Source organism: Dyadobacter sp. BHUBP1 (genome assembly GCF_050587785.1).
GTDB lineage: Bacteria > Bacteroidota > Bacteroidia > Cytophagales > Spirosomataceae > Dyadobacter.
Genome location: NZ_JBOBIH010000003.1, coordinates 168262 through 192933, shown reverse-complemented (window position 1 = coordinate 192933; position 24672 = coordinate 168262). Strand labels below are relative to the sequence as shown.

The 24672-nt window shown below is 49.4% G+C and carries 21 protein-coding genes; 11 read left to right on the top strand and 10 right to left on the bottom strand.

All coding sequences use genetic code 11. The features are described 5' to 3' along the window. Positions 1–38 precede the first annotated feature (38 nt). Positions 39–812, bottom strand: coding sequence for an SDR family NAD(P)-dependent oxidoreductase (locus ACQ4MZ_RS13030; RefSeq protein WP_430845514.1), 774 nt, complete (start codon positions 810–812; stop codon positions 39–41). A 377-nt stretch (positions 813–1189) separates the two neighbouring features. After that, the gene (locus ACQ4MZ_RS13025; protein WP_430845513.1) at positions 1190–2845 is read right to left on the bottom strand and encodes a UxaA family hydrolase; all 1656 of its coding nucleotides are present in this window, start codon (positions 2843–2845) and stop codon (positions 1190–1192) included. Between the two features lie 174 nt (positions 2846–3019). Here ACQ4MZ_RS13025 and ACQ4MZ_RS13020 point away from each other — a divergent pair, with 174 nt between their 5' ends. The 4 genes from ACQ4MZ_RS13020 (at position 3020) to ACQ4MZ_RS13005 (ending at position 7680) form a co-directional block, all read left to right on the top strand. Continuing rightward, positions 3020–3928 carry an AraC family transcriptional regulator gene (locus tag ACQ4MZ_RS13020; protein ID WP_430845512.1) on the top strand — a complete coding sequence of 303 codons (909 nt, stop codon included), beginning with the start codon at positions 3020–3022 and terminating at the stop codon, positions 3926–3928. Continuing rightward, the gene (ade, locus tag ACQ4MZ_RS13015) at positions 3925–5553 is read left to right on the top strand and encodes an adenine deaminase (protein WP_430845511.1); all 1629 of its coding nucleotides are present in this window, start codon (positions 3925–3927) and stop codon (positions 5551–5553) included. Before ACQ4MZ_RS13020 ends, ade begins: the two co-directional genes overlap by 4 nt. A gap of 159 nt (positions 5554–5712) precedes the next feature. Continuing rightward, positions 5713–6294 carry an RNA polymerase sigma factor gene (locus ACQ4MZ_RS13010; protein WP_138364844.1) on the top strand — a complete coding sequence of 194 codons (582 nt, stop codon included), beginning with the start codon at positions 5713–5715 and terminating at the stop codon, positions 6292–6294. A gap of 114 nt (positions 6295–6408) precedes the next feature. Then, positions 6409–7680 (top strand): replication-associated recombination protein A, encoded by a 1272-nt coding sequence (locus ACQ4MZ_RS13005; protein ID WP_430845510.1) that lies wholly within the window; start codon positions 6409–6411, stop codon positions 7678–7680. On the opposite strand, the gene ACQ4MZ_RS13000 is transcribed toward ACQ4MZ_RS13005, so the two are convergent. After that, positions 7674–7943: a hypothetical protein gene (locus ACQ4MZ_RS13000; RefSeq protein WP_430845509.1), complete on the bottom strand. Its 270-nt coding sequence runs from the start codon at positions 7941–7943 to the stop codon at positions 7674–7676. The genes ACQ4MZ_RS13005 and ACQ4MZ_RS13000 overlap by 7 nt on opposite strands. A gap of 135 nt (positions 7944–8078) precedes the next feature. Here ACQ4MZ_RS13000 and ACQ4MZ_RS12995 point away from each other — a divergent pair, with 135 nt between their 5' ends. Continuing rightward, positions 8079–8642 carry a YfbU family protein gene (locus ACQ4MZ_RS12995; RefSeq protein WP_430845508.1) on the top strand — a complete coding sequence of 188 codons (564 nt, stop codon included), beginning with the start codon at positions 8079–8081 and terminating at the stop codon, positions 8640–8642. A 199-nt stretch (positions 8643–8841) separates the two neighbouring features. Here ACQ4MZ_RS12995 and ACQ4MZ_RS12990 read toward each other — a convergent pair whose 3' ends face one another. From ACQ4MZ_RS12990 to ACQ4MZ_RS12980, 3 genes are all read right to left on the bottom strand, one after another. Beyond that, positions 8842–9036: a hypothetical protein gene (locus tag ACQ4MZ_RS12990; RefSeq protein WP_430845507.1), complete on the bottom strand. Its 195-nt coding sequence runs from the start codon at positions 9034–9036 to the stop codon at positions 8842–8844. Between the two features lie 69 nt (positions 9037–9105). Next, positions 9106–9603, bottom strand: coding sequence for a hypothetical protein (locus tag ACQ4MZ_RS12985; protein ID WP_430845506.1), 498 nt, complete (start codon positions 9601–9603; stop codon positions 9106–9108). A 160-nt stretch (positions 9604–9763) separates the two neighbouring features. Beyond that, entirely contained in the window at positions 9764–11761 is a 1998-nt protein-coding gene (locus tag ACQ4MZ_RS12980; protein WP_430845505.1) for a T9SS type A sorting domain-containing protein, read from the bottom strand. A 673-nt stretch (positions 11762–12434) separates the two neighbouring features. Here ACQ4MZ_RS12980 and ACQ4MZ_RS12975 point away from each other — a divergent pair. Continuing rightward, positions 12435–13073 carry a response regulator gene (locus ACQ4MZ_RS12975; RefSeq protein WP_430845504.1) on the top strand — a complete coding sequence of 213 codons (639 nt, stop codon included), beginning with the start codon at positions 12435–12437 and terminating at the stop codon, positions 13071–13073. Positions 13074–13096: 23 nt separating this feature from the next. Here the strand turns inward: ACQ4MZ_RS12975 and ACQ4MZ_RS12970 are convergent, their stop codons facing one another. Continuing rightward, complete coding sequence (locus ACQ4MZ_RS12970) at positions 13097–14149, bottom strand: aldo/keto reductase (protein WP_430845503.1); 1053 nt, start codon at positions 14147–14149, stop codon at positions 13097–13099. Between the two features lie 567 nt (positions 14150–14716). Between ACQ4MZ_RS12970 and ACQ4MZ_RS12965 the strand changes: the two genes are divergently transcribed. The 5 genes from ACQ4MZ_RS12965 to ACQ4MZ_RS12945 all read left to right on the top strand — a co-directional run bounded on the left by ACQ4MZ_RS12965 (position 14717) and on the right by ACQ4MZ_RS12945 (position 20960). Then, the gene (locus ACQ4MZ_RS12965; RefSeq protein WP_430845502.1) at positions 14717–15247 is read left to right on the top strand and encodes a gluconate 2-dehydrogenase subunit 3 family protein; all 531 of its coding nucleotides are present in this window, start codon (positions 14717–14719) and stop codon (positions 15245–15247) included. Between the two features lie 81 nt (positions 15248–15328). Beyond that, positions 15329–17050 carry a GMC oxidoreductase gene (locus tag ACQ4MZ_RS12960; protein ID WP_430845501.1) on the top strand — a complete coding sequence of 574 codons (1722 nt, stop codon included), beginning with the start codon at positions 15329–15331 and terminating at the stop codon, positions 17048–17050. A gap of 150 nt (positions 17051–17200) precedes the next feature. Next, a complete protein-coding gene (locus tag ACQ4MZ_RS12955; protein WP_430845500.1) occupies positions 17201–18337 on the top strand; it encodes an MFS transporter in 1137 nt (378 codons plus the stop codon). Positions 18338–18417: 80 nt separating this feature from the next. Continuing rightward, positions 18418–20523: an alpha-amylase family protein gene (locus ACQ4MZ_RS12950; RefSeq protein ID WP_430845499.1), complete on the top strand. Its 2106-nt coding sequence runs from the start codon at positions 18418–18420 to the stop codon at positions 20521–20523. Between the two features lie 20 nt (positions 20524–20543). Next, on the top strand, positions 20544–20960 hold the full coding sequence (locus ACQ4MZ_RS12945) for an LIC_13387 family protein (RefSeq protein ID WP_430845498.1): 417 nt from the start codon (positions 20544–20546) through the stop codon (positions 20958–20960). Here the strand turns inward: ACQ4MZ_RS12945 and ACQ4MZ_RS12940 are convergent, their stop codons facing one another. The 3 genes from ACQ4MZ_RS12940 to ACQ4MZ_RS12930 all read right to left on the bottom strand — a co-directional run bounded on the left by ACQ4MZ_RS12940 (position 20961) and on the right by ACQ4MZ_RS12930 (position 24666). Further along, complete coding sequence (locus ACQ4MZ_RS12940) at positions 20961–22391, bottom strand: SMP-30/gluconolactonase/LRE family protein (RefSeq protein ID WP_430845497.1); 1431 nt, start codon at positions 22389–22391, stop codon at positions 20961–20963. 29 nt (positions 22392–22420) lie between these two features. Then, the gene (locus ACQ4MZ_RS12935) at positions 22421–23620 is read right to left on the bottom strand and encodes a DUF1624 domain-containing protein (protein ID WP_430845496.1); all 1200 of its coding nucleotides are present in this window, start codon (positions 23618–23620) and stop codon (positions 22421–22423) included. 146 nt (positions 23621–23766) lie between these two features. After that, positions 23767–24666, bottom strand: coding sequence for an ROK family protein (locus tag ACQ4MZ_RS12930; protein ID WP_430845495.1), 900 nt, complete (start codon positions 24664–24666; stop codon positions 23767–23769). Between the last annotated feature and the right edge of the window lie 6 nt (positions 24667–24672).

Genomic DNA, 24672 nt, shown 5'->3' with positions numbered 1-24672 from the left:
CAAGGTCCGACAGCCGATAGCCGACTGCCGACTGCCTCCTAATTATTTAGCTTCTCAAATCCCCCGTCAATCAAATAATCGCAACCTGTGATAAAACCTGCTTCATCCGAGCAAAGGTACAATGCCAATGCACCGATTTCTTCCGGCTTCGCCATACGGCCGATAGGCTGGGTTTTGGACAGTTTTTCAAACATTTCCTGCTCCTTGCCCGGATAATTTTTCGAGATAAAACCATCCACGAAAGGTGTGTGCACGCGTGCCGGCGAGATGCTGTTGCAACGGATACCGTCCGCCAGGTAATCGCGGGCTACCGACAACGTCATGGAGTAAACCGCACCTTTTGCAGTAGAATAAGCAAAGCGGTCGGGTATTCCTACTGTTGCGGCAATGGAAGCCATGTTCAAAATCACTCCTCCGCCGTTGGATTTCAAATGCGGAATGGTGGCCATGAGGCAGTTATAAACGCCTTTGACATTGATATTAATCACCCTGTCAAAATCGATTTCCGCAGTCGTGTCCGCCTTGCCGATATGCGCGATACCTGCGTTGTTGACAAGGATATTGATCGGATGCTGCGCGGCGATGGCGTTGATAATATTCACGACATCCGCCTGTTTGGAGATGTCCAGTGCGTGTGCCTCAGCTTGTCCGCCTTCCGCAGTGATTTCGCTCACCACCTGATTGGCCAGATCAATATTGAGTTCCAAAATATGCACGTAAGCGCCCTGTTTAGCGAAAGTTTTAGAGATCGCCAATCCGATCCCACTCGCTCCGCCGGTTACCAGTGCTGTTTTTCCTGTTAGATTAAACATAGATAGTTGGTCTAGGCCCAAGGCTGAAGCCTTGGGTTAATGATGCTTGTCTGTTGGTCTTAGGCAAAAGCACAGCTTTTGCCTTGTTACTGTTATTGTTATTGCATTGCTGTTGCCGATGCGTTGCTGTTGCAGTGCAATTCTGTTGCTCTACAATTCTCTTGATTGAAATCTTTCTGCTCTGCAATTCTTTTGCTTTGCGATTCTTTTGCTTTGGATCCGGGGGTTAAAACCCCCGGCAATAGATTTGCGCTTCTCCGAGTTACTGCGTCGGACAATTTGAATTTGCTATGCAAATTTCCAATCTGTTACCGTCGGTTTTAACCGACGGAAGGCCGAGACTTGGATTCTGGGAGCCCGGCGCCGAAAACCGGTTATTATAGTGAAACGCCGCGTTTCCACGGGATAAAGTCGTCTTGTCCCAATTGCTGCGCTTTGGTCAGCTCGCCGCTGGCTACTTTAATCACATATTCCAGCAATGCTTCCGCATTCTGTTCGATTGATTGCGTGCCGTCTACAACCGGACCACAGTCGAAATCGATCACGTCGGGCATTCGTTGGGCAAGAGCCGAGTTGGTGGCTACTTTTGCTACCGGGCAGATCGGGTTACCTGTTGGGGTACCAAGACCAGTGGTGAAAAGGATAATGTTTGCGCCTGCGGCGGTTTGACCAGTAGTGGCTTCCACGTCGTTGCCTGGCGTGCACACGAGGTGCAGACCTGATTCCGTTGCGCGTTCGGTGTAGTTCAAAACGTCGGAAACGTAAGCATTACCCCCTTTTTTAGCTGCACCGGCGGATTTGATCGCGTCGGTGATCAGACCATCCTTAATATTACCCGGCGACGGGTTGAACGCGAATGCGGAACCTACTGCTTCGGCTTTACCCGCGTAGTCGCGCATGAGTTTTTCGAATTTTGCGGCTTTTTCTTCGGTCACACAGCGATTGAGCAGCTCCTGCTCTACCCCATTCAATTCGGGGAATTCGGCAAGAAGTGTCTGTCCACCGAGGCCCACGACGAGGTCGGAAAGGTGACCAAGTACCGGATTGGCAGAAATCCCTGAGAACCCGTCCGATCCGCCGCATTTCAAGCCTACTGAAAGTTTAGAAAGTGGCGCATCGGAACGTTCAAATTCGTTGATTTTAGTCAAACCCATGAAAGTTTCCTTGATCGCACCCGACATGAGCGAATACTCAGTGCCCTTCTGGTGCTCGAATGCAAAGAACGGCTTGCTGAAATGCGGATCGCGCTTGCGGATTTCGTCTTCGAGCGTTTTCAGCTCGGAGTTCTGACAACCAAGGCTCAGTACCGTGATACCTGCTACATTGGGATGCACCGCATAAGCCGCGAACAGAGAGCACAATGTATTCGCATCCAGACGCGTACCGCCGCAACCGCCCTCATGCGTGAGGAATTTAACACCGTCGACATTCTTGAACGGGCGTTCTGGTTTCTTTTTCGCTGCCGCCGGAGCGTCAACAAAAGTTTCCAGATTCTTGATCGTACGCATATCGCCCTGCTGGTACAAATGCAGGAATTCGCGTACCTGATCGCGGTAAATATCCGTTTGTGCGTACCCGAGCTCGCGCTCGAATGCGTCCTTCATGATGAGCACGTTGCGGTTCTCGCAGAAAACGAGCGGCACTACTAGCCAGTAATTGTATGTCCCTACGCGACCATCTTCACGGTGGTAACCTTTGAAAGTGCGGTTTTGCCAATGGCTCACGTCGGGCTGCGTGTATGAATACGGCTGACGATTAGCAGTGCTGTAATCGTGTGCGTCGTGTTTCAGGTTGAATGTTGTGATCGGCTCGCCTTTTTTGATCGGCTGAGTGGCACGGCCTACGAGCACGCCATACATAATGATGGCGCCGCCGGTTTCGATATCCTCCGTAACGAATTTATGCTTGGCCGAAACGCCGTATTGAAGATGGTAGAGATTCCCCTCGTACGTCACGTCCGAGCCCGCGGGCTGGTCGCGCAATGCCACGATAACATTATCGGAAGGGTGAACTTTCAGGAATTGGGACGCCATATTAATGTTCAGGTGAATGTAATCTGGTATATCCTACTGGTTTTCAATCACGCCAAATAGAATATATCAGCAAAGCAACAGAATTATTTGAATACAATGAACTCAGACATTAGCAATTTTTTCAACTATATTGGCATATATTTCTCCCTAACGGTTTTAATTGTGTAATTATTTGTGAAACCGCAGCTACTTAAAGTCCCGAAAGGCTTACAGAAATCATTCAGCATCCGGCGCGATGTAGTGCTGTATTTCTATAACCGATGGCATTACCATCCTGAGTTAGAGCTCATTCACATCGAACAGGGCTCCGGTACGCAATTTGTGGGCGACAATATCCGCAGTTTCCAGAGTGGTGACTTGCTGCTGATAGGCCCCAACCTCCCTCATTACTGGCGTTGCGACGAAAAGTACTTCCAGCGCGGCAGCCAGCTTTATGCACAGGCGACTGTCGTCCATTTTTCGGAAGAAATTTTTGGCAAAAACTTCCTGGCGCTGCCCGAAAACAAGTCCATCCACGATTTGCTCGTGAAAGCTCGTCTTGGAATGAAGATACTCGGCGAAGGTACCGATAAAGTAAAAATGCTCTTGCACGAGCTCCTCAACCAGACCAGCGGCAATCCGATTATCTCTTTAATGCAAATACTCGAAACGCTGGCCCATTGCGAGGAGATTAACCTGCTCTCCAACACGCAGTACCACAACGAGTACGACCAATACGACACCGACCGCATCAACCATATTTATCAATACTCGATCTCTAATTTCCAGAAGAAGATCTCGATCGAGGAAATCGCTGAAGTAGCCAACATCAGCCCGCATTCGTTTTGCAGGTATTTCAAAAGCCGCAGCCGCAAAACCTACTCACAGTTTTTGCTGGAATTGCGCATCGGCCACGCCTGCAAACTGCTTTCCGAAAGCCGTATTCCGGTGGCTCAGGTTTGTTTTGAAAGCGGTTTCAACAACTTCGCCAATTTCAATAAGTATTTCAAACTCCACACCGGCAAAAGCCCGATGCAATACCAGAAGGAATTCCGGAAAATCCCTATTTCAGGCCATTTGCCCACTTTTAACACCGTATTATGAAAGTTAACCTGATCAATATCTTCGAAAAGCGTATTCAAGAAGCCGAGATTCACATCGTCGGCAAGCGGATCAGTAAAATCACCGTATCAGGCCCCGAAAACCCTGCTCTGCCTTATGCGTTACCCGGCTTCACGGACGCACATGTACACGTGGAAAGCTCAATGCTCACTCCTGTGCAGTTTGCGAGACTGGCCGTGGTACACGGGACGATTGCGACGGTGTCGGATCCTCACGAAATTGCGAATGTACTCGGCGTCGAAGGCGTGCATTTCATGATCGAAGACGGGAAACGCGTGCCATTCAAGTTCTGCTTCGGCGCCCCCTCGTGCGTACCTGCGACCGTTTTCGAAACCGCCGGGGCTACTGTGGATGCGGAACAGGTGAGTGAGTTGCTGGCGAGTGACGATATTGGTTACCTGGCGGAGGTAATGAATTTTCCGGGGGTGCTGAATGGAGATCCCGACATGATGGCCAAAATCAAATGGGCCAAACATTATAATAAGGTAATAGACGGCCACGCACCCGGCCTGCGCGGCGAGGCGGCGAAACAATATGCCAGCTATGGCATCAGTACCGATCATGAATGTTTTTCGTACGCGGAGGCACGCGAGAAGATCGGTTACGGCGTCAAAATCCTGATCCGGGAAGGCAGCGCGGCAAGAAATTTCGACGCGCTGATCCCGCTTATCGCCGAGTTTCCGGATCGCATTATGTTCTGCTCCGACGACAAGCACCCCGACAACCTTGTCGAAGGGCATGTTAATGTGCTCGTCAAACGGGCTCTCGCGCTCGGGTACGATCTCTGGAATATACTGCAAGCCGCCTGCATTAACCCCGTAATGCATTATAATGTGAATGCCGGCTTGCTGCGCGAAGGAGATGCCGCCGATTTTATCCTGATCGACAACCCGAAAGCATTTAACATCCTCGAAACCTGGATCGACGGCGAACTTGTTGCCCAAAATGGCACATCATTAATCCCCGATTTGCGCAGCCGGCACCCTAACTTTTTTGAATGCGCGCCGAAAACTGCGGCAGACTTTAAATGTCCTGCAAATAATTCCGAAACAAGAATCAGGGTGATCGAAGCCTTGGACGGTCAATTGGTTACAAATGAGTGGATAACGGAGGCAAAAATTATCAACGGCGCGATAGTATCTGACCCGGAAAAGGACGTATTAAAGGTGGTTGTCGTAAACCGCTATTCAACTGCACTCCCCGCCGTTGCATTCATCCGCAATTTTGGGTTGAAACAAGGCGCATTGGCGTCGTCGGTTGCGCACGATTCGCACAATATAATATGTATAGGATGTGATGATGAAAGCATTGCGCGGGCAGTGAACCTGGTGGTGGAAGCACGGGGCGGATTATCGGCTGTGGGGGCGGGATCGCAGCATTTGATCGGGCTCCCGATCGCCGGATTAATGACCGACCGGGACGGCCATGAAGTGGCCGAAAGTTACACGAAAGTCGATCGTTTTGTAAAAGAAACGCTCGGGTCAACATTAAAATCGCCGTTTATGTCGCTGTCGTTCATGGCATTACTGGTGATACCATCGCTAAAACTGAGCGATAAAGGCCTTTTTGACGGGGAAAATTTCAAGTTTACCACGCTAAGTTTATAGAAAGCAGCGATTTTCAGGAAATAGTATCATTAACCTTAGAAATATAATTTTATGATGAAAATATTTTTAAAATATGTTTTTTTATAAATATATTTACAAGTGTAATAATGACATTATTCACAATCATTCCTAACCCCAATTCCAAATCCTGTCCAAACAATGGCTCACCTACGCTACAAGCAAGAAGAAGAACTCTGTTTTTGGGATCAGTTCAGAAAAGGCGATGAAAATGCCTACGCATGCCTCTACCGCTCTTACGTTCACATTCTTTACCAGTACTGTTCGCAATTCACGATCGACAAGCCCCTTATCAAGGATTGTATCCACGATTTGTTTGTAGAATTATGGAGAAACCGCATGACGCTCGGTGACACCACTTCGGTCCGCTTCTACCTGATGGCCTCCATCAAACGCAAATTGGTCCGCCATTTGAATGCACAACAAAAGCACACCAGCAATGAGGATATCCCGGTTGAGTACTGGCACATCAACACCCCTTCCCACGAGAACCAACTGATTTCGGAAGAAGAGTTCGAATCGACCAACCAGCATCTGAATGTGGCCATCAACGGCCTGCCACGCCGCCAGCGCGAGGCTATCTTTCTCAAATTCTATATGAACCTGAACAACCACGAGATCGCAGATTTGATGAAGATAAATATACAATCAGTTTACAACCTGGTTTTTGGTGCGTTGGGTAACCTGAAAAAGCAGATGACGCTCGACCGGCTGACTTTTTGATAGCAGCCTGTTTAAACGTTTAAATACATGCATAGAAAGCGTGGCGAACTCTGCCGCGCTTTTTTTGTGTTAAATTTGCCTTACATTGACAAGCTAAATTCCGACACTTCACCCATGAACACGATTACCACGCCCCTTGCCGAACGCCTCCGCCCGCGGACGCTCGACGACTTCGTAGGGCAGGAAAAGCTACTTGGCCCGAAAGGACCTTTACGGCGGGCTATTTTACAAAATACCATCCCCTCGATGATTTTTTGGGGACCTCCCGGGGTGGGGAAAACCACCCTCGCATTACTCATCGCCGAAACTACCAAGCGGCAATTCTATAACCTGAGTGCGATCAGTTCCGGCGTGAAGGACTTGCGCGAAGTGCTTGCACGACCTTCCGGCCTGTTCCCGGCGATCCTTTTTATCGACGAGATACACCGGTACAACAAAAGCCAGCAGGACGCATTACTCGGGGCGGTGGAAAAGGGGCAGGTTACGCTGATTGGCGCCACCACCGAAAACCCGTCGTTCGAAATCAATTCCGCATTGCTCTCTCGCTGCCAGGTATATATTCTGGAAGCATTCGGCGAAAAAGAATTGAAGAACCTCATTGCTCGTGCACTGGAAAAAGACCCCTGGCTGAAAGAAAAGAACATCAAATTCAAATCATATGACGCTTTAATGCGCCTTTCCGGTGGCGATGGCCGCAAGCTATTGAACTTGCTGGAATTGGTAGTACTAGGCAAAGGCGAGGCCAAAAAGATTGAAATCACCGACGAATGGGTTACCGAAGTGGCGCAACAGAACATTGCGCGCTACGACAAATCAGGCGAGCAGCACTATGATATTATCTCAGCCTTTATCAAGTCGCTCCGCGGTAGCGATCCTAACGGAGCGGTGTATTGGATGGCGCGGATGATCGTCGCGGGCGAAGATCCGTCATTTATTGCCCGCAGAATGCTCATTATGGCTTCGGAGGACATCGGAAATGCCAACCCGACGGCGATGATCATGGCTAATGCCTGCATGCAGGCCGTGAATGTAATAGGCTATCCCGAATGCCGCATTATACTTTCTCAAACGGCGGTTTACCTAGCCACTTCGCCTAAAAGCAACGCAAGCTACATAGCCATCGGCGAGGCGATCGAAGCTGCAACGCGTACTGCGCACCTGCCTGTGCCCCTGCACCTGCGTAATGCACCCACGAAGCTGATGAAACAGATCGGCTACGGAAAAGACTACAAGTATTCACACGATTTTGAAGGAAACTTCGCGAAACAGGATTTCCTTCCCGACGAGCTGAAGGGTACCAAATTCTTCGAGCCGGGCAGGAATGCGCGGGAAGAGGAGATTAGGAAAAAGTTACAATATTGGTGGGGGGATTGGTACGGCTATTGATCGCCGCGCCGCTTGCGCTTCTTTTCGAACTTCTCGAAGGAGAGGTCCAGCGTGGATACGTCCGGCGTGGATACGTCCCGCGTGGATACGTCCGGCGCGGATACGGTAGATTTACCAGGTTTTCTCAGGTCGCTTTCCAATTTTTGAGCAAGCTTTTGAAGATTTCCCTCTGTTTCCATGCGCTTTACATAATCGGCAAGGGACTCTTCGTTTCCGCTGCTATCATTGATAAGGTTGGTTAAATTGGGGCGTGACTGTTCCATGTGTTGAGTCGAAATGTATATTGACCGGCTTATGTACAGGATAACTGAACAATGCGATTGTAAAGGAGCAAACTTTCCGGAACATTGCAAGTAAAACGGGAACAAAATGTGTCTATTAACATTAACTTGCTGAAAATGTCGAACCAACTATATATGATTCCCGAAAGTATTTCCCTGATTGAAAGACAACTGCTGATTAATCAATGTAAAATCCTCTCTGCTATTGGAAACGAAGACGAACGTGAGCTATACGAAAAGCGGGTTGAAATACTCGAAAAGGGCTATACAGGCCTGTATCCCAAGGTATTCAACAACCTGTACGAAGAAGTCCCCCTGAGTGTTTACAATGAAATCTCCGACATTATGAAAATGTATAGCCGCATCAACGACTCCATTCGCTTGTTGCCGGAAACCGATAAAGAATCACTCGATCTCGCATCGTTGGAATTCGAAGGATTCGACCAGGATAGCGGCATGCATTACTATATGATGTCTTATCTCGTTGACCGTATGGATGAGCATGGCGAATATAAGGGCCGTGAATTAAAGTCGCATAAAAGCAATTCACTGATCAAATACAATCGTATGCTTTCAGTGTATTTCAACTATGAAAAGGTGGAAAAGCATCAATATTCGGTGTCGGATTTGCAAAATTTTATCGACCAGGTCAAAGCGATAGAGCTTGATACCCAGGCATGATAGGCAGTTGCAAACCGTTCACTAACTAGATGGCGCTCAACGGCTCCAAAAAATATTATTTCGTAAACAAAAAACAATGTTTTGAATAAAGAAATCATTAAGTTTGTATCGAAAACCCATCAAAAGGTTTTCAATAACGTTGAGTAAAATCGGACATCCCGGTTACTTTGTAATTGGGATGTTTTTTTATACCCCTATCCTAATGTAGCTGCATTTTACGAAGCCGGTTGGCATTGCGTCTGAGAAACAAACGGTCGCTCTGGGAATAACGAGTATAGGCGCTTCGCTTTTTCAATTCAACGACCAGCCAGAACCCACCTGCCGCCGCACCCGCGATGGCGATCATCGCCAGCACCGGTCCCAGATTGTATATGTTTTGAAGTAACTGTGCCATAGTACACGCTATTAGTCAGGTTTAACAGATAAACCTAAATAATCGTACCAACGGATTTACACCACAGGCCTACAATCTCGCACTAAGCACTTTTACGTCACACCCCACTACGGAATTGTTGACATAACCAACACTCAGTCCTGATACTTTTGCTGATTTTTTTGCCGGAACCGGCGTCTTAATAGTGATAACTTTGGACGTCACCACGGCCTGCACATCATTCAGGTACTTGAACTCCACTTCCACACTTTTTACCGGCGAAGCGGATGTATTTTCAATGACCATATTGTGGATCGCTAGCCCGCCTACCTGGTGCCATTCATTGTTTATAACGTGTATTTGAGCAGCCAGTTTCTCCGATCCGCCAATGCCGGCCTGCAGCGAATCTCCGGAGGCCAGCACTTTTGTTTCTGTTTTAACGCGTTCTTTCGGTTTCAGAAAGTCGAATTGCTTATAATAGTAAAGGATGTAAATGAACGCACAAACCGGGATAATGGCGCTGGCCCATTTCAACACGGGAATCAGGACCTTTTTGAACTTGCTCTTTTTACCTCTTTTGCTGGGCATATTAACTAACGTTGATAATCGGGGATACTTTAAAGCTCAAATATACCGTTCTGCTGTTTCAAAAAAAGTAGTAGCCCTCCCTTTTTGAATCCGGCTTATAAAAAACAAACCGCTGACTCATCGCCAGCGGTTTGTTTGTGTATCGTGTGAGAAATGACAATTACTGTCTCACAAATTTCTGTGAGCTTACAGTGCCATCAACATGTGTCACCTGTACTACGTATGCACCTGCCACAAGATTCCGTGCATTGAGCCCTGAAAGTAATGCATTGGAAGCTTCGAACACCACCTTTCCCGCAGCATTCACCACTTTCACCTGGCTTACTTTGCTCCAATCGCCAACATTGAACGTCAGGTTTTGCGACGCGCTTACAGGGTTAGGATAAACCAACGCGATACCGTCGAAATTCAGATGTTCGATGTGGCTGTACGCGAATGTCTCATCACGGTCAACCATTTTAAGACGGTAATAGTTGTCGCCTCTCAAAGGAGCTGCGTCCGCAAAAGAATAATATTGATTAACCTTGCTTTCCTTGTGCGAGGACAAAGAACCTATTTTTACCCAGTTCTTACCATTCTGGCTGCGTTCGACATCGAAACGATCGCTGTTGGTCTCCTCAGAAGTAGTCCACGACAATGCAGCGGTCTGGCCTTCGGACAGAGCTTTGAAACTAACCAGGGTTACAGGCAGGGCTTTTTCGATAACAAGCCGGAAGACAGTAGTATCGGTCTGTCCGAAATTATTGGTAGTCTCGATATCGAAGTCATAAGTTCCATCCTGACCAGTAGTCGGCGTCCCCGTCAACGTTCCATTAGGACTCAAGGTAATCGTGTTGGGTAGTGAACCCGCCAACACGCGAGCGTTTTGCGCCACGCCAGACAAAGCAAAAGTATAGTCCGCAGGGTTGCCGCAGTTCAGGCTAAATCCTGGCTGACCGTTTCCAGCCACCGCAGTCGTAATACTAACATTCAGTGGATCCCCTACTCTTGTTACGGGAAGTACGCCGCCGGTCATGACAACGGGAGGACGAGAGCTCAATTCGTGAATTCTCAAACCGGTGAAAAGGTTAGCATTCAAAATAGTCACGGATGTTACCTTGATTCGATCGTAAGCACCGCCCGGCACAAATCTTACTGTTGCCAGCCCGTCATTGCCAAAAAGCGTCAGAAGATCCAGGTCAACGAGCAAATTCTCAGCAGTGTGCGGAACACCTACAGCTGTTTCGCCCAGATAAGCCTGGAAAGTGATGTTTTCTAAAACACCAAGGTTGAGCAATGCCGCCGGTTTGGAAATCGTAGCCACAACTTCATTGGTTCCCGGAGAAGTTTTACCGAGAAATACGGTTTGCGAAACCGTTGACGCCACTGCAACCGCTCCATTCTGGAGCAGCGAGAAGTTACCTGCACTTACATCGCCGTCAATGGCACGTTCAGGATTCTGCAATGCATCCGTCAAAGTCAGCGCAATGCCTGCTGCGTGCGGGTTCACACCTGCGAAAGCAAATGAAGCCGCATCACAGGGCCCAAGTACCAGGTTCTCATAGTTTGCGGCATAATCCACCGTCATAGTGATGCGGCCCAAAGCTACCCCTAACAGCTGACTTGTTGAATTATCAAAATTGAGCCCCACGGTCACACTGCTATATGCATTTGTAGGAGTAATAGCAATAAACAAGTCGCCCGCTGCATTGCGCACCAGCTCCCGCGTGGTCGCACCTCCATCCGAAGACACCGAAATAGTCTCATTTTCCAGCAATCCCAGCGCATTGAGCAATGAGCTCAAATCCAGGTTCAAACCGGTTTGCGTCAGGCTATTAATACGTACGTAAGTCGTTTTGCCTGCTGGGACTAACGACCCAAAATTCAGCACCAATGCGGCGTCACTGGAGTACGTTACACTTACACCCGGCAATACGTTGACAACAAGACCCGAAGCAGATATTGTCGCTACCTGACTATCGGATGCGCCGATGGCGTTGTCCTTGTCGTTAACATAAGATGTAGCGAGCGCTTCCGAATTCACTACCGTGCTCGTAGAGGCAATATACTGTTGTGCAAATGCACCCTGCGCCGCGAAAGAAAGCAAAAACACACCTGCTCTCCATCGGGACGGACTCGATACTAATTTCCTAACTAAATGGCCGATAGAACTTTTCATAGTGATAGAAATTTAGAATAGAAAGAAACCGTTATGTGATCAAATAAAAATAAATGCCTGAAATTCAATTAATTATACAAATAAAACCTAATCCCGGCAGAACCGGTAGCATGGTCTGAACCAAAGTAGCGACTCATCTGCAAGCCCACGCCGAGTCCTATACGCGCAAGCGCCCGATGATCATTCTTGTGAAGATGTCGTCTAACGAATAACCGGAGTGCCGGTCAAGAGAGATGAGCAATAATTTTTGTAATCGTATTCTGAATGGTTTAGGTATTGATGACTTTAAGAATATGGGTGAATCCAGTACGTCAATTTAGTTATACTATATTCTCAAACTAAATAGTACTTATTTGCAAATGTATCTATAAATGGATCAAAACAAACCCACATATTTTTAGTATGCATATACCCCCAAAAATTTGGGGGTATCGAACTAATTTTATCTACGCCGTCGTTACAAATTCACCGAAAGTTACTACCGGCAAATAAGTGGCGGGCTCCAATAGGTGGCCTATTTGCTTTACATTTGAGTATTTTGTGTAGCGGAATTGAGTATATCAAAACATGTTAAATATCTGTAAGCATCCGGCGCTTAGACTATAACTATCAAATGATCAAATTGTACAAAATTGGGTCTCAAATTAGGTCGTATAATACTTAAAGTAATTCTATGAATATAGTTTTAGTAGATGAAAACCTCCTTCTTGCAGACGCCCTTCAAAATCTGTTGAAGCTGATTCCGGACGTCGAAATGGTAGAAGCGTACACGGACGGAAAAGATTTCCTGACAGAAAGACGTAGCACTCCCCCCGACATCCTGGTTATGGACCTGGCGCTCAACGGTCAGAATGGTCTCGAATTACTCGACGTGTGTCGATCGACGTTACCAAGGGAAATGAAAGTGATAGTTCTATCGACTGTGACAGACGCCCAAACCGTCAAACATACGATCCGCCGTGGAGCAAACAGCTTCTTGTCTAAATCGACGCTCTTCGAAGAATTCAGGGAATCAATTTTCCAGGTGCGGGCGGGCAAGCAATACATCGGCAAAACCATACGCGACTCCCTGATCAACAGTGTATTCAGCGAAGAGGAAGTGGTTATGCACCTCTCTCCAAGAGAAAAAGAGGTACTCCACAAGGTCTGCGGCGGGCACACCATCAAGGAAATCGCCTATGAGCTGAAACTAAGCGCTCATACGGTTCAATATTACCACCGTAGCGTAATGGATAAACTGAAAGTACGCCGTACCACCGACCTCATTGTATATGCCATGCAGCACGGATTGTATATTCCGGAGGCCAGATAGGTAAGCCCGGCCTCCGGTTACTTTTATCGTCGGGCCATAAGATGCCCGTAGAAGTCAGGGAGCGGATTTAATGCGGTATTCTTCCGCTGATGCCAATAAGGATAGATCGGCGATTTTTCACTGGCCGCATCCAGGCGTTTCACCTGTTCCAGCGTCAGGTTCCAACCCACAGCACCGAGGTTTTGTTTCAATTGCTCCTCATTCCGCGCGCCTATTACGATATTGCTGACAGTCGGGCGTTGTAACAGCCAGTTCAATGCCACTTGCGCAACGGTCTTTTCCGTTTCCGCAGCTACCTCGTCGAGCACATCGATCAGGTTAAAGAAAAAATCCTCGGGTATGGCAGGCCCTTCGCCTCCTCCTTGCGCAATACGGCCTTCCGGCGGCAGAGGCTGGTTCCTGCGATATTTACCGCCCAGGCGTCCCGCAGACAACGGGCTCCATACGATCGTACCTACTTTCTGATCGACGCCGAGCGGCATCAATTCCCATTCCAGTTCCCTGCTCAACAGTGAATAATGCGCCTGGTGCGCAACGTACTTCGCCCACCCATACCGCTCCGAAACCGAGAGCGATTTCATCAGGTGCCAGCCCGAAAAGTTGGAGCACGCAATGTAACGTACCTTTCCTGCGCGGATCAGGTCGTTCAATGCGCTGAGCGTTTCCTCCACCGGTGTCGTGCCATCGAAGCCGTGCATATGGTAAATATCGATGTAATCCGTTTGAAGCCTGCGCAGACTATCCTCACAAGCCTTGATCAGGTGAAAACGCCCCGACCCCGACTGGTTCGGCTTATCCCCCATTCTGAACGTTGCTTTGGTGGAAAGAATAATCTTGTCGCGCAGCCCGATAATCGCTTTGCCAAGGATTTCCTCAGACAAACCCTGCGAGTAGACGTTAGCGGTATCGAAAAAATTGAGCCCTGCATCCATACACAACCCGACTAGCTTCGTTGCTTCATCGACCTGTGTGTTGCCCCATGCCTTGAAGAAATCACCCGTACCGCCGAAAGTACCTGTACCAAAGCTGAGCACCGGTACCTTCAAGCCCGATCCTCCCAGTTGTCTGTATTCCATTTGTCTAGATGTTAAAATAATAAAATGAAGCCGGCGTGGCGCGACCTACTCGGCCGAATTAAAGGATAAAATCCCCAAACGTCAAGTCAGAAAGCCCTTTTGTGCACAAAAGGATACAAAAAAAGGCCGGACGCATCCGGCCTTTTGCCTCAATCGCACAATCAGGAATCCGCCAGTTTACCAGGAAGTGTGACGATCTTGGCTGTTCGTTTAGCTAGGTTGGTTACACTATGAAATTGTACGCTTTTCTTTCAATGCTTCTCAAAAAAATATCTTCCCTGAACCTCAGGGAAGATATCCACATTATTTACTCAACGTTCCTCTATTACCTAACCTTTAACTAGCGCAACAGAATGTCTGATCTGCCGTTGCCTGAGCCCCTAGTTCAGTAAGTATGATTCAAATATCATCACGGGATACGGACCTTACGAAATTTGATGTGCAAATGGCCTTTTTGAATGAATATTCGGAAAAATGGGCCTGTTTTGCCTCCCGAAACACCCTTCTTATTATCTTTAAAGGATATTTTTTATAGCAATTTGAATTTCCTGACTTAATAACCTAACCATGAACCGTAGAGAAGCTGTTCAAAGAATAACCTTCCTGTTGGGCGGCGCGATTTCAGCCCCCCTTATGGCCGGTATCACAGGCGAACGTCTGAATTTCGGCCCGTCCCTCGAAGTGTCCGATCAGCAGGAAGCCCTGCTTGCGGAAGTTGCAGATGTTATCATTCCCACTACCGGCACCCCGGGTGCCAAAGCTGCCGGAGCGGAGAAGTTTATCGTGCGCGTAATGCGCGACTGCTATCCGATGGAGGAGCAGAAAAAGTTCTATGATGGTCTTGCTAAAGTGAATGTCCTTGCCAAAGAAACCTATTCCAAGGATTTCGCGGCGCTGGACGCAGCCCAGAAGAACGATATTATCAAAAAGACCACCGTTTCCGACAAGCCTTTTTTCCTGCAAATGAAGGGGCTTACCGTTACCGGTTATTTCACGTCCGAAATCGGTGCGACACAGGCACTCGATTACCTGCCGATCCCCGGCCGGTTCGAGGGTAGCTGGCCTATGCCCAAAGGACAGAAAAGCTGGGCACTTTAATTCGGAAACAATTAACAGGACAGTAGCGGCAGTCAGCCCGTGACTTTCCGACTACTCCTGACATTCCAACCTCTTAGAAAAATGGCGAACCTTAATATTGACGCAAAAAAAGACATCACCTACGATGCCATTGTGATCGGCTCCGGAGTTTCCGGCGGCTGGGCGGCGAAAGAACTGACCGAAAAGGGCCTGAGAGTACTCATGCTCGAAAAAGGCAAAAACCTGGAACATGTAACGGGTTATGAAAATGCACTGAAGGCTCCCTGGGAGACCCAATACAACGGCCGCCTGACGCTCAAACAAAAGGAAACACACCCGTTCCTCTCGCGCGATTATCCGTACAACGAAATGACCGAGAAGTACTGGATGAATGACATGGACCAGCCTTACGAAGAGAAAAAGCGCTTCGACTGGTTCCGCCCGAATATCGTCGGTGGAAAATCGATCATGTGGGGACGGCAGTCCTACCGCTGGAGCGACCTCGACTTCGAAGCGAACCTGAAAGACGGCATTGCCGTCGACTGGCCGATCCGTTACAAAGACATTGCTCCATGGTATTCATATGTCGAAAAACATGTGGGCATTTCGGGCGAGAAACTCGGGCTTCCACAATTGCCCGACAGCGACTTCATTGCACCGATGGACATGTACCACGTCGAAAAAGAAGTACGCAAACGCCTCGAAAAAGAATTCCCCGGCCGGGTGATGACGATCGGACGCGTTGCCAACCTTTCGCAACCGACCAAAATCCAGCTCGATGGCGGCCGCGGCCCTTGCCAGTATCGCAACCGTTGTTCGTACGGCTGCCCCTATGGCGCCTATTTCAGCACCCAGTCGTCAACATTGCCTCCCGCGATGAAAACAGGCCGGTTGACACTCCGCCCAGATTCGGTGGTGCGCGAGATTATTTATGATGGTAAAAAGCAAGGTGGCCGCGCTACCGGCGTACGCGTGGTCGACACGGTCACTTTGCAAGAGCGTGAATTCTTTGCCAATATCATCTTTGTTTGTGCGAGTGCACTGGCATCGACTGCATTGCTCCTCAACTCTACCTCCGACCGCTTCCCGAATGGAATGGGCAACGACTCCGGCGAACTGGGCCATAACCTGATGGACCACCACTTTCGCACAGGCGCGAGCGGTACCTGGGAAGGTGACCTCGACAAATATTACTTCGGCCGCCGCGCAAACGGTATATATGTACCGCGTTATCGCAACATCGGCAACGACAAACGTGATTACCTGCGCGGGTTCGGCTACCAGGGTGGCGGTGGCCGCCAGGGATGGCAGCGTAACGTGGCCGAGCTGGCATTCGGCGCCGATTTCAAGGAGGAACTCACTACTCCGGGCAACTGGACAATGGGCTTCGGCGGCTTCGGTGAAACATTACCCTACCACGAAAACCGGATGTACCTGAACAAGGATAAAAAAGATAAATTCGGTATTCCGACAGTTGTTTTCGATGCGGACCTTCGGGAGAATGAGAAAAAAATGCGCAAGGACATGATGAACGACGCAGCCGAAATGCTCGAAAGATCGGGTGTGAAGAACGTCCGCACTTATGACAACGGCTCGTATCTGGGTATGGCTATCCATGAAATGGGTACTGCCCGTATGGGACGCGACCCCAAAACGTCGGTTTTGAATGGCAACAACCAGATCCACGCGGTGAAAAACGTATTCGTTACCGACGGTGCGGCCATGACTTCCGCGTCGTGTGTGAACCCTTCGCTTACCTATATGGCGCTCACGGCGCGAGCGGTGGATTTCGCTGTGAAAGAATCCAAAAAGAAAAATATCTGATGGTATGTTCAGAGGCCGGGTCACAAAACCCGGCCTCTTTGTCTTAAACCCTTCCTATAACCGCTCATTTTCAACAAATGCTATTTTTTGCAATATTTTGCAATTTTCTGCAAAATCACATTTCTTTGTAGAAAATTCACGCTTACATTCATGGAAGAAAAACTGAGAATCAGCGCCGCCCGGAGAGCAACTTTACTGATATTTCTAGTGTGCGGCATCGGGCTGTCGAGCTGGGCGCCGATGGTGCCTTTTGCCAAAATCAAACTGGGGCTGAATGATGCTGACTTGGGTGTGGTACTGCTTGCATTAGGAGCTGGGGCCATTCTGACAATGCCATTAACCGGATTGCTGATCAATAAATACGGCAGCCGCACGGTGGCCATCGTTTCAGCACTGGTAATCGCTTCTCTTCTTCCATTATTGTTGCTGGCCGGTTCTCCCTACCAGCTTGCCGTCGCATTATTTGTATTTGGTGCAGGAATAGGCTCCATCGATGTTTCTATGAATGCGCAGGCCGTCGTGGTTCAGGAGCGGCACGGCAGTCACATTATGTCTTCATTTCACGGTATGTTCAGCCTGGGCGGGCTCATGGGCTCCATAGGGCTTGGTTTTCTTATCAAAGCCGGCCTGTCACCAACTTACGCGGCCGTTGCCATTTCCGCATTGCTCGTCTTCATTACGGTAACCCAGTCGCGGTACCTGCTCCCCCATTCAGAAGAAGCCAAACTGGATGGTACCAGCTTCGTTTTGCCCAAAGGTCCGGTGGTATTACTGGGCATTATGTGTTTCATTCTTTTTCTTGCCGAAGGCTCCCTGCTCGATTGGAGCGCCGTTTTTCTGCAATTTTCCCGCGGTTTTGATCCTTCATTTTCAGGGCTCGGCTACGCCGCATTTTCAGTGGCCATGGCCGTTATGCGCCTCACCGGCGACGGCATTATTCACCGGCTGGGGCCTGCAAAAGTGGTATTTTACGGTACGCTGCTTGCCGGCGCCGGCTTCATTATGGCAGTTACCATTCCATCTGCCCTGGCCGCATTGGCCGGGTTTGTGATGGTAGGACTGGGTGCCGCCAACGTGGTACCGATATTCTTCACCGCCGCCGGGCGTATTCCCAATGTTCCACCCTCCATCGCATTGTCGGCAGTTACCATTCTGGGCTACTCCGGCCAGCTTGCCGGTCCTGCGCTGATTGGCGTGCTCGCCGAACTCACTTCTTTATCCTGGGCGCTCGGATTGGTTGGCATATTGCTCTTTTTTGTCGCATTCGGCTACAAGCACCGCGATTAGAAAGGCTTCAAAATCAATTTCTCAGCGTCCAGTAGATGCGGTGTAGCCGGGCTCTTTTGCACCAAACCATTCATTCCGGCATGAAAAACCGTATTTTACTCCTTTACTTTATTCTCAGCGCAAGCTGCCTGCTGGCGCAAAACAAGGCCGACCTCTGGTGGAAGAGGAACAATCTGAGGGTTATCCAGATGAACCTTCCCGCCTACGAGGCTGCGACGATCAACGCTGACTCCATTGTAGCCGACCTCATTGCGTGCTCTGCCAACACTCTGTTGATCAACGCGGGAGGCATTATGGCCTTTTACCCTACAAAACTGGATTTTCATTACCCAAACCCCTATCTGAGGGATAATAACCTCCTCGCTGACGTCGTCCGGAAATGCCACGAAAAAGGTATCAAGGTAATCGTCCGCTTCGATTTCAGCCGGGTGCACGAGCGCATTTTCAAAGCCCATCCCGACTGGTGCTACATTTCCCCGAAAGGCGAACGCATCATCAATACCGATATGTACGTGGTGTCCATCAATGCTCCCTATGTGCAGGAAAAGGCATTCAAGATCATTGAGGAGGTGATCAATACCTTCCCGATCGACGGCATTTTCCTGAATATGCCAGGCTATCAGGTCAATAACCCCTACGAAGGCAAATACCACGGCATTGATCAGAACGAATACGATAAAAAGCGCTTCGCGGAATTCAGCGGCGGCAAGGCGCTGCCTACCGAGGAAAACAAGGCAGACCCACTTTTCCAGCAATATCTCGAATTCAAAAAAGCAACTGTCGAAGAGTGGTCGGAAAGGCTGCACAAGCTGGTGAAATCGAAAAATGAGCAGATTGCAATCTGTACTTACTCCGACAAGTTTGTAGATATCATCCGCCATGAGTCGCAAAGCATGACCACGCTGCCCTATTGGCCCTATACTGCTTCGGACAACGTCGGCAATGCGGTCAATTCCTTTCCGGAGCATATTATCAGCAATGCAAGCATCCAGCAAATATCCTTTCAGTCACGGTACAACGCTGTGGAACCGGAAGAAACGCGGATCAGGCTGTACGAGAACATTGCCAACGGCTCAGGCCTGGACATGAGCATGATGGGCGACATGCGCGGATATGAGGACGAACGCAGCTATCCCGTCTTCAGGAAGGTATATGGTTTTCACAAAAAGAATGAAGCCTATTTCGGCAGGTATCAATCGGTAGCCAAAATAGCTGTCGTAGCTCCGGGCGCCTGGCCCAACGGCGAGCCGATGCAAGAATACCGCGGCATTCAACTGATGCTTCGCGAGGCGCATATTCCATTCGATATCGTGGAAGACGGTCGGATCGCTAATCTGGAACAAAAGGTAAAAGATTACAAACTGATCATCCTGCCTGAGATCACCAACCTGAAACCGGAGGCCATCCGAATACTGAAAGAAGCCAGCCAGCAAGGCACCCACCTGATCGCCACCAATCGGACATTGTTTGATAATCCTGAAACCCTGCGAGCGCTTTTTGGCGCAAAAATAGAAAAGAAGGACAACGATGGCGCGGGAAATTACCTCGTGCCCGACGACCGCAGCATTTTCAAGAGCTTCAAGGGACAAAGCATGCTTTTCTGGAAATTCAACCTCGGCCTGTACAACCTTTCAGGTGCAGATCTAAAACTGCTTCCTATCTTAACAAAAGGCCGCCCAGGCCCGCCCGAAATCATCGGCGGCCACGATCCCACCGGTTACTATGCACTGGGTATTAAAAATCATCCCCACAGCAAAGCAGCACTTTTCCCAATTAACCTCGGCCGGATATACTATATGCATGGCTATCAGGAACACAAAAACCTTTTGCTGGATATGATCCGCCACATGCTACCTGAAATCGCACAGGATTTCAATACGAATGCACCGGCGCGGGTCGAAACAGTGTTGAAAAAGTTTACTCGCAATACCCCCGAAAAACAGTCGAAAAACACCCCCGACGGCCAGATTTTGCATCTGATCAACCTCACTGGTTTCAGCGGAAATACCTATTTCGAACCACTGCCTGTCAACGATTTGCAATTCAGGATCAGGCTGGTGAAAAAACCGCAAAAAGTGTTTACATTGACGAATCACAAGCCTTTAAACTTCATCTGGAAAGACGGCGCGATCACTGTCTCGCTCGCTCGCCTCGCGGAGTTCGAAAGCATTGTGATGGAATGGTAAACTAAATCAAACGCTACCCCATGAAACCAAGACTCCTCCTGCGCATTGCTGCGCTGTGTATCCTTATTCACCTGATCGGGCATTTTTTCGGCCATATCACATGGAAAGAAACTTCCGATCCCGTCAAACAGGAAGTGATCAGGCAAATGACCGGGCCGAAATTCGAGTTCATGGGCGCAATGCGGAGCATGGGTGACTATTTTGAAGGTTACGGCCTCATTCTATTCGTCGTATATGGTATGTCGATCATGCTTATTCTCTCTGCCGCACGATACGCCGACAGCAATCACGACATTGCCCGCACCGTACTCACACCCATCGGGATCGGCTACGTTGCTATGGGTATCATCGAATTTGTGTACTTTTTTCCGTTCGCCGGTTCTATCAGTCTCGCTGCGGGCCTGCTGGTGGTCCTGGCTATTTTCCTGAACGGTTAACTACAATTTGGGAGCGTCCGGCTTGTGGGGCGCTTCCCCTGGATTTATGCCGCGGGTTTTTAGCTTGCGCCCATAAGTTTTACCATTGATTTTGACATACAGTACGTCGGAATCGCCTCCGCCAAATGTTATTTTGCTGGCTACACCATTGGGTGTAGGTAAAATAGCATTCACGCGGCCGGTCTGATCGAGGATTTGCACACCTGAATTCGTAGCTACATAAATCCGGCCATCTCGGTCACAAACAATGCCGGAGGCTCCGGCTTTATTTTCGGCATCGGATACGTGTAGCCATCCAAATCGCTGCCTGTACGCCAGTTTCCGGTTCGGTTGCACCTGATAGGAATACACCCAATGCGAGACGGTGTCAACGGTGTAAACCAATGTCTGATCGGGCGAAAGCGCGGCGGCTCCGGCTTTCAGTGTTTTCAAAGAATTCGCGCTGGAAGGTGTCGGTTTTCCTTTCATGGGAAAAGCGTCGGTAGTCTCCGTCCAATTCTCTCCCGGAATCAACAAAGCCGACAGAAATGCATTTTGCGACTGTCCTTTTTGGACCGGCTCCGGCCAGCTCTTCCACAAATAGCGCATTGCGTCGGGAAACAGCGCCGTCCCCTGCTTACCATTATGGCCGCCCTCACCCCATTGATGTTTCACCTCGTAACCGGCAAATGTCAACGCCCGCAGCATGGTCTGATTCGCCATCCACCAATCACCGGCGTATATATTCAGGTCATTGGCACCATCCTGCATGTAAATGCGGATGGGTTTGGGCTCAACTTTTCGGAGTAATGTCGGGTAACGATCCGCTCCGCGCAGGCCTACATAGGTCCCTATTGCACTGAAAACGCGCGAAAAAGCATCCGGTCGTTCCCATGCAGCTGTGAATGCACACACAGCCCCGCTGCTGGAACCACCGATCGCGCGGTCGTTACCGTTTTTGGAAAGGCGGATCTGGCGGCCATCACTCGTTTTCTGCTTTTCAACTTCCGGAAGGATTTCGTCGAGAATAAACCGCGCGTAAGCATCGCCCAAGCCGTCATACTCGAAGCTGCGGTTGAAACGGTCGTTCGCGGTATTCGGATCGACCGCCTTCACACGGCCGTGCATCACGAAAACGCCGATCGTGACCGGCATTTCCTTTTGATGAATGAGGTTGTCGAACACCGTTGGGGCCTTCCATTGAATCCCGTCCTGGTTTACATACACACATGCGGGCGTATCGGGCTTGTATTGCGCAGGCACATACACCCAATACTCGCGCCACGTGCCCGGGAATATTTTGGATTGATCGAAAACAAATTTCAAAACCTCGCCCTTGGGTACGCCCGGATGTTCTTCGGATGCGGGATCTACCGGGTAGTTTTCCTCCGGGGTCTGGGCATTGGCCCAAAAAGGCGTAAAAAAGCAGAACAGGAGCAGAAGATGCTTCATGCAGGTGTGTATTTAAATTGGAAAAACATTTACAAATAGCTCAGCCACCATGTCCGCTTCCGCGCCCGGTAATCACCGTACCATTTGCAAGGCCAGTACATCGCCACGACGATCAATATCCAGATCAGGTAGGTTTGCCCGAGCGGATACCCGAATTCGTTGGGCCGGAACTTGAAGAAAAGGCTGTCGTCCGTTGCCTGCTGCCAGGTGTATCCCGATAAGAAAACAATCACCATCGTCATGATGTGGATCACGTAAAAATGGACGAGGAAGAAAAAGAACGGAACTCTGCCATAGACTGTGCAAATGCGGCTGAATGCATTGTCCGTCTGCTCGGTAAGGGCCAACAGAATGAGTATCGGCCCCTGCGTCATGAAAGTAAAAAACAGCGAAGGCGGATATTTGGTCACATTCAGGAAAGACATGAAGGTTTTGATACCGGTATCCTGCATCGACCAGGGCGCCGGGTCGCCATATCGGTTGATCAGCCTCAAAACAACAAACAGCACCGTGAGTAACGAGCCGATCAGAATGAGCAGTTTCCTCCGTCGCACGGGATCCGCATTGCGGTTATACAGCATACCCAGTCCATACCCCGCCATCATAATGCCCGCCCAGGGAAATATCACATATAGGAAAACGATTGCGCCGCCGTCGGGCCGGGGCAGGAATGTGCCCCTACCGGTGAAGAATATGCGCAGGAGAATGTCGGCGGTAGAATTTTCCTGCAACTTCACATAATCCAGCAGGTTATGCCCGAGCACCAATGCCAGACCGAGTATCAGAACGGTCTTCGGTGACGCAAACCGCACGGCAACGCCGAGTACGATCATCGCCCCGCCCAGCGCCCAGAAAACGGCAAAAAAGAGTGTTTTGTAATAAATATCAAATGTAAATGCGAACGTCATAAACACCATTTCTACCAAAATAAGCCAGAATCCACGCTTGATCAGGAAAGCCGACTTTTCCGCGGCCGTCTTGTTCAGGCCGGACAAATAAGCTGATAACCCCGAGAGCATCATGAACGAGGGCGCGCAGTAATGCGTAATCCAGCGCGTGAAAAACAATGCGGGCGTAGTCGTAGCAAGGTCGGTAGGGTCGCCGGTGGCGCCGGCGATGTGAAAAAAGTCGCGCACATGGTCAAGGGCCATGATAATGATGATCAGGCCGCGGACAGTGTCGATCGACCGGATACGGTTGGTGAGGGTGCTGGTGGCTGTGGTATACATGACTAATGTGAGTTGATGACAACTGACCTAAGAAGCCACATAAATTACTGATTTACTGCCTATGTACCTCTAACAAACGGCAACAAAAATCCCGGCATTCTTCAACAAAGGCTGAATAATGCCGGGATAAGAAGGTGGAATTCCGGTTACAGCAATGCTGCTCCGAAAACGCCCGCGCTATCACCCAATTTGGGTTTCACGATCGGCGTTGTGACGATGCCCTTATTGAAAATATACTTGCGAATGCGCTCGTAGCCTGCGGTGTAAAGCAGGTCGATATTACCTACACCACCACCAATCACGATCAGGTTTGGATCAATCACGTTAATGAGGGTCGAAATCGCCCGGCCATAGTATTCCAGCAGCCGCTCGATAGTCGCTTTGGCATGCTCATCGTTACCGGCGTAATATCTTTCAAGCACGGTTTTCATGGTTACCTTCTCTCCGCTCAGCCTTTCGTAATGGCGTTCCAATGCGGGACCCGAGATCACCTGTTCCACACATCCCGCTTTTCCACAATAACAAGGTTCCCCGCCCTCTTCAAGAATATTGTGGCCCCATTCGCCACCGATACCGTGGTGCCCACCGATAATTTTGTTATTCACAACCAATCCGCCGCCTACTCCAGTGCCCATAATCACGCCGAACACCACCTCGGCACCGTGGTAATCTTTACCTGCGCCCATCAATGCCTCTGCCAATGCAAAGCAGTTTGCATCGTTGGCCAGCTCACAGGGCACGCCCAGTATTTTTTCGAGATCAGCCTTCAAAGGCATTCCATTGAGGCAGGTCGTATTGGAATTTTTCATTAACTGGGAATCCGGCTCTAGCACGCCGGGCGTCGCGAATCCGATTTTGCGTGGTCGCTCGCCTACCTGGTCCGCTACCATGTCGATCAGCTTCTTGATCTGCGACAGAATATGGTCATAGCCATTTACCGATTCCGTCGGCACGCGCATACGAACCACCACTTCCAGATTCCTTTCGGGATCCAGCACTGCACATTCTATTTTGGTACCTCCTAAGTCGATTCCCCAGAGTTTCATTGTTGT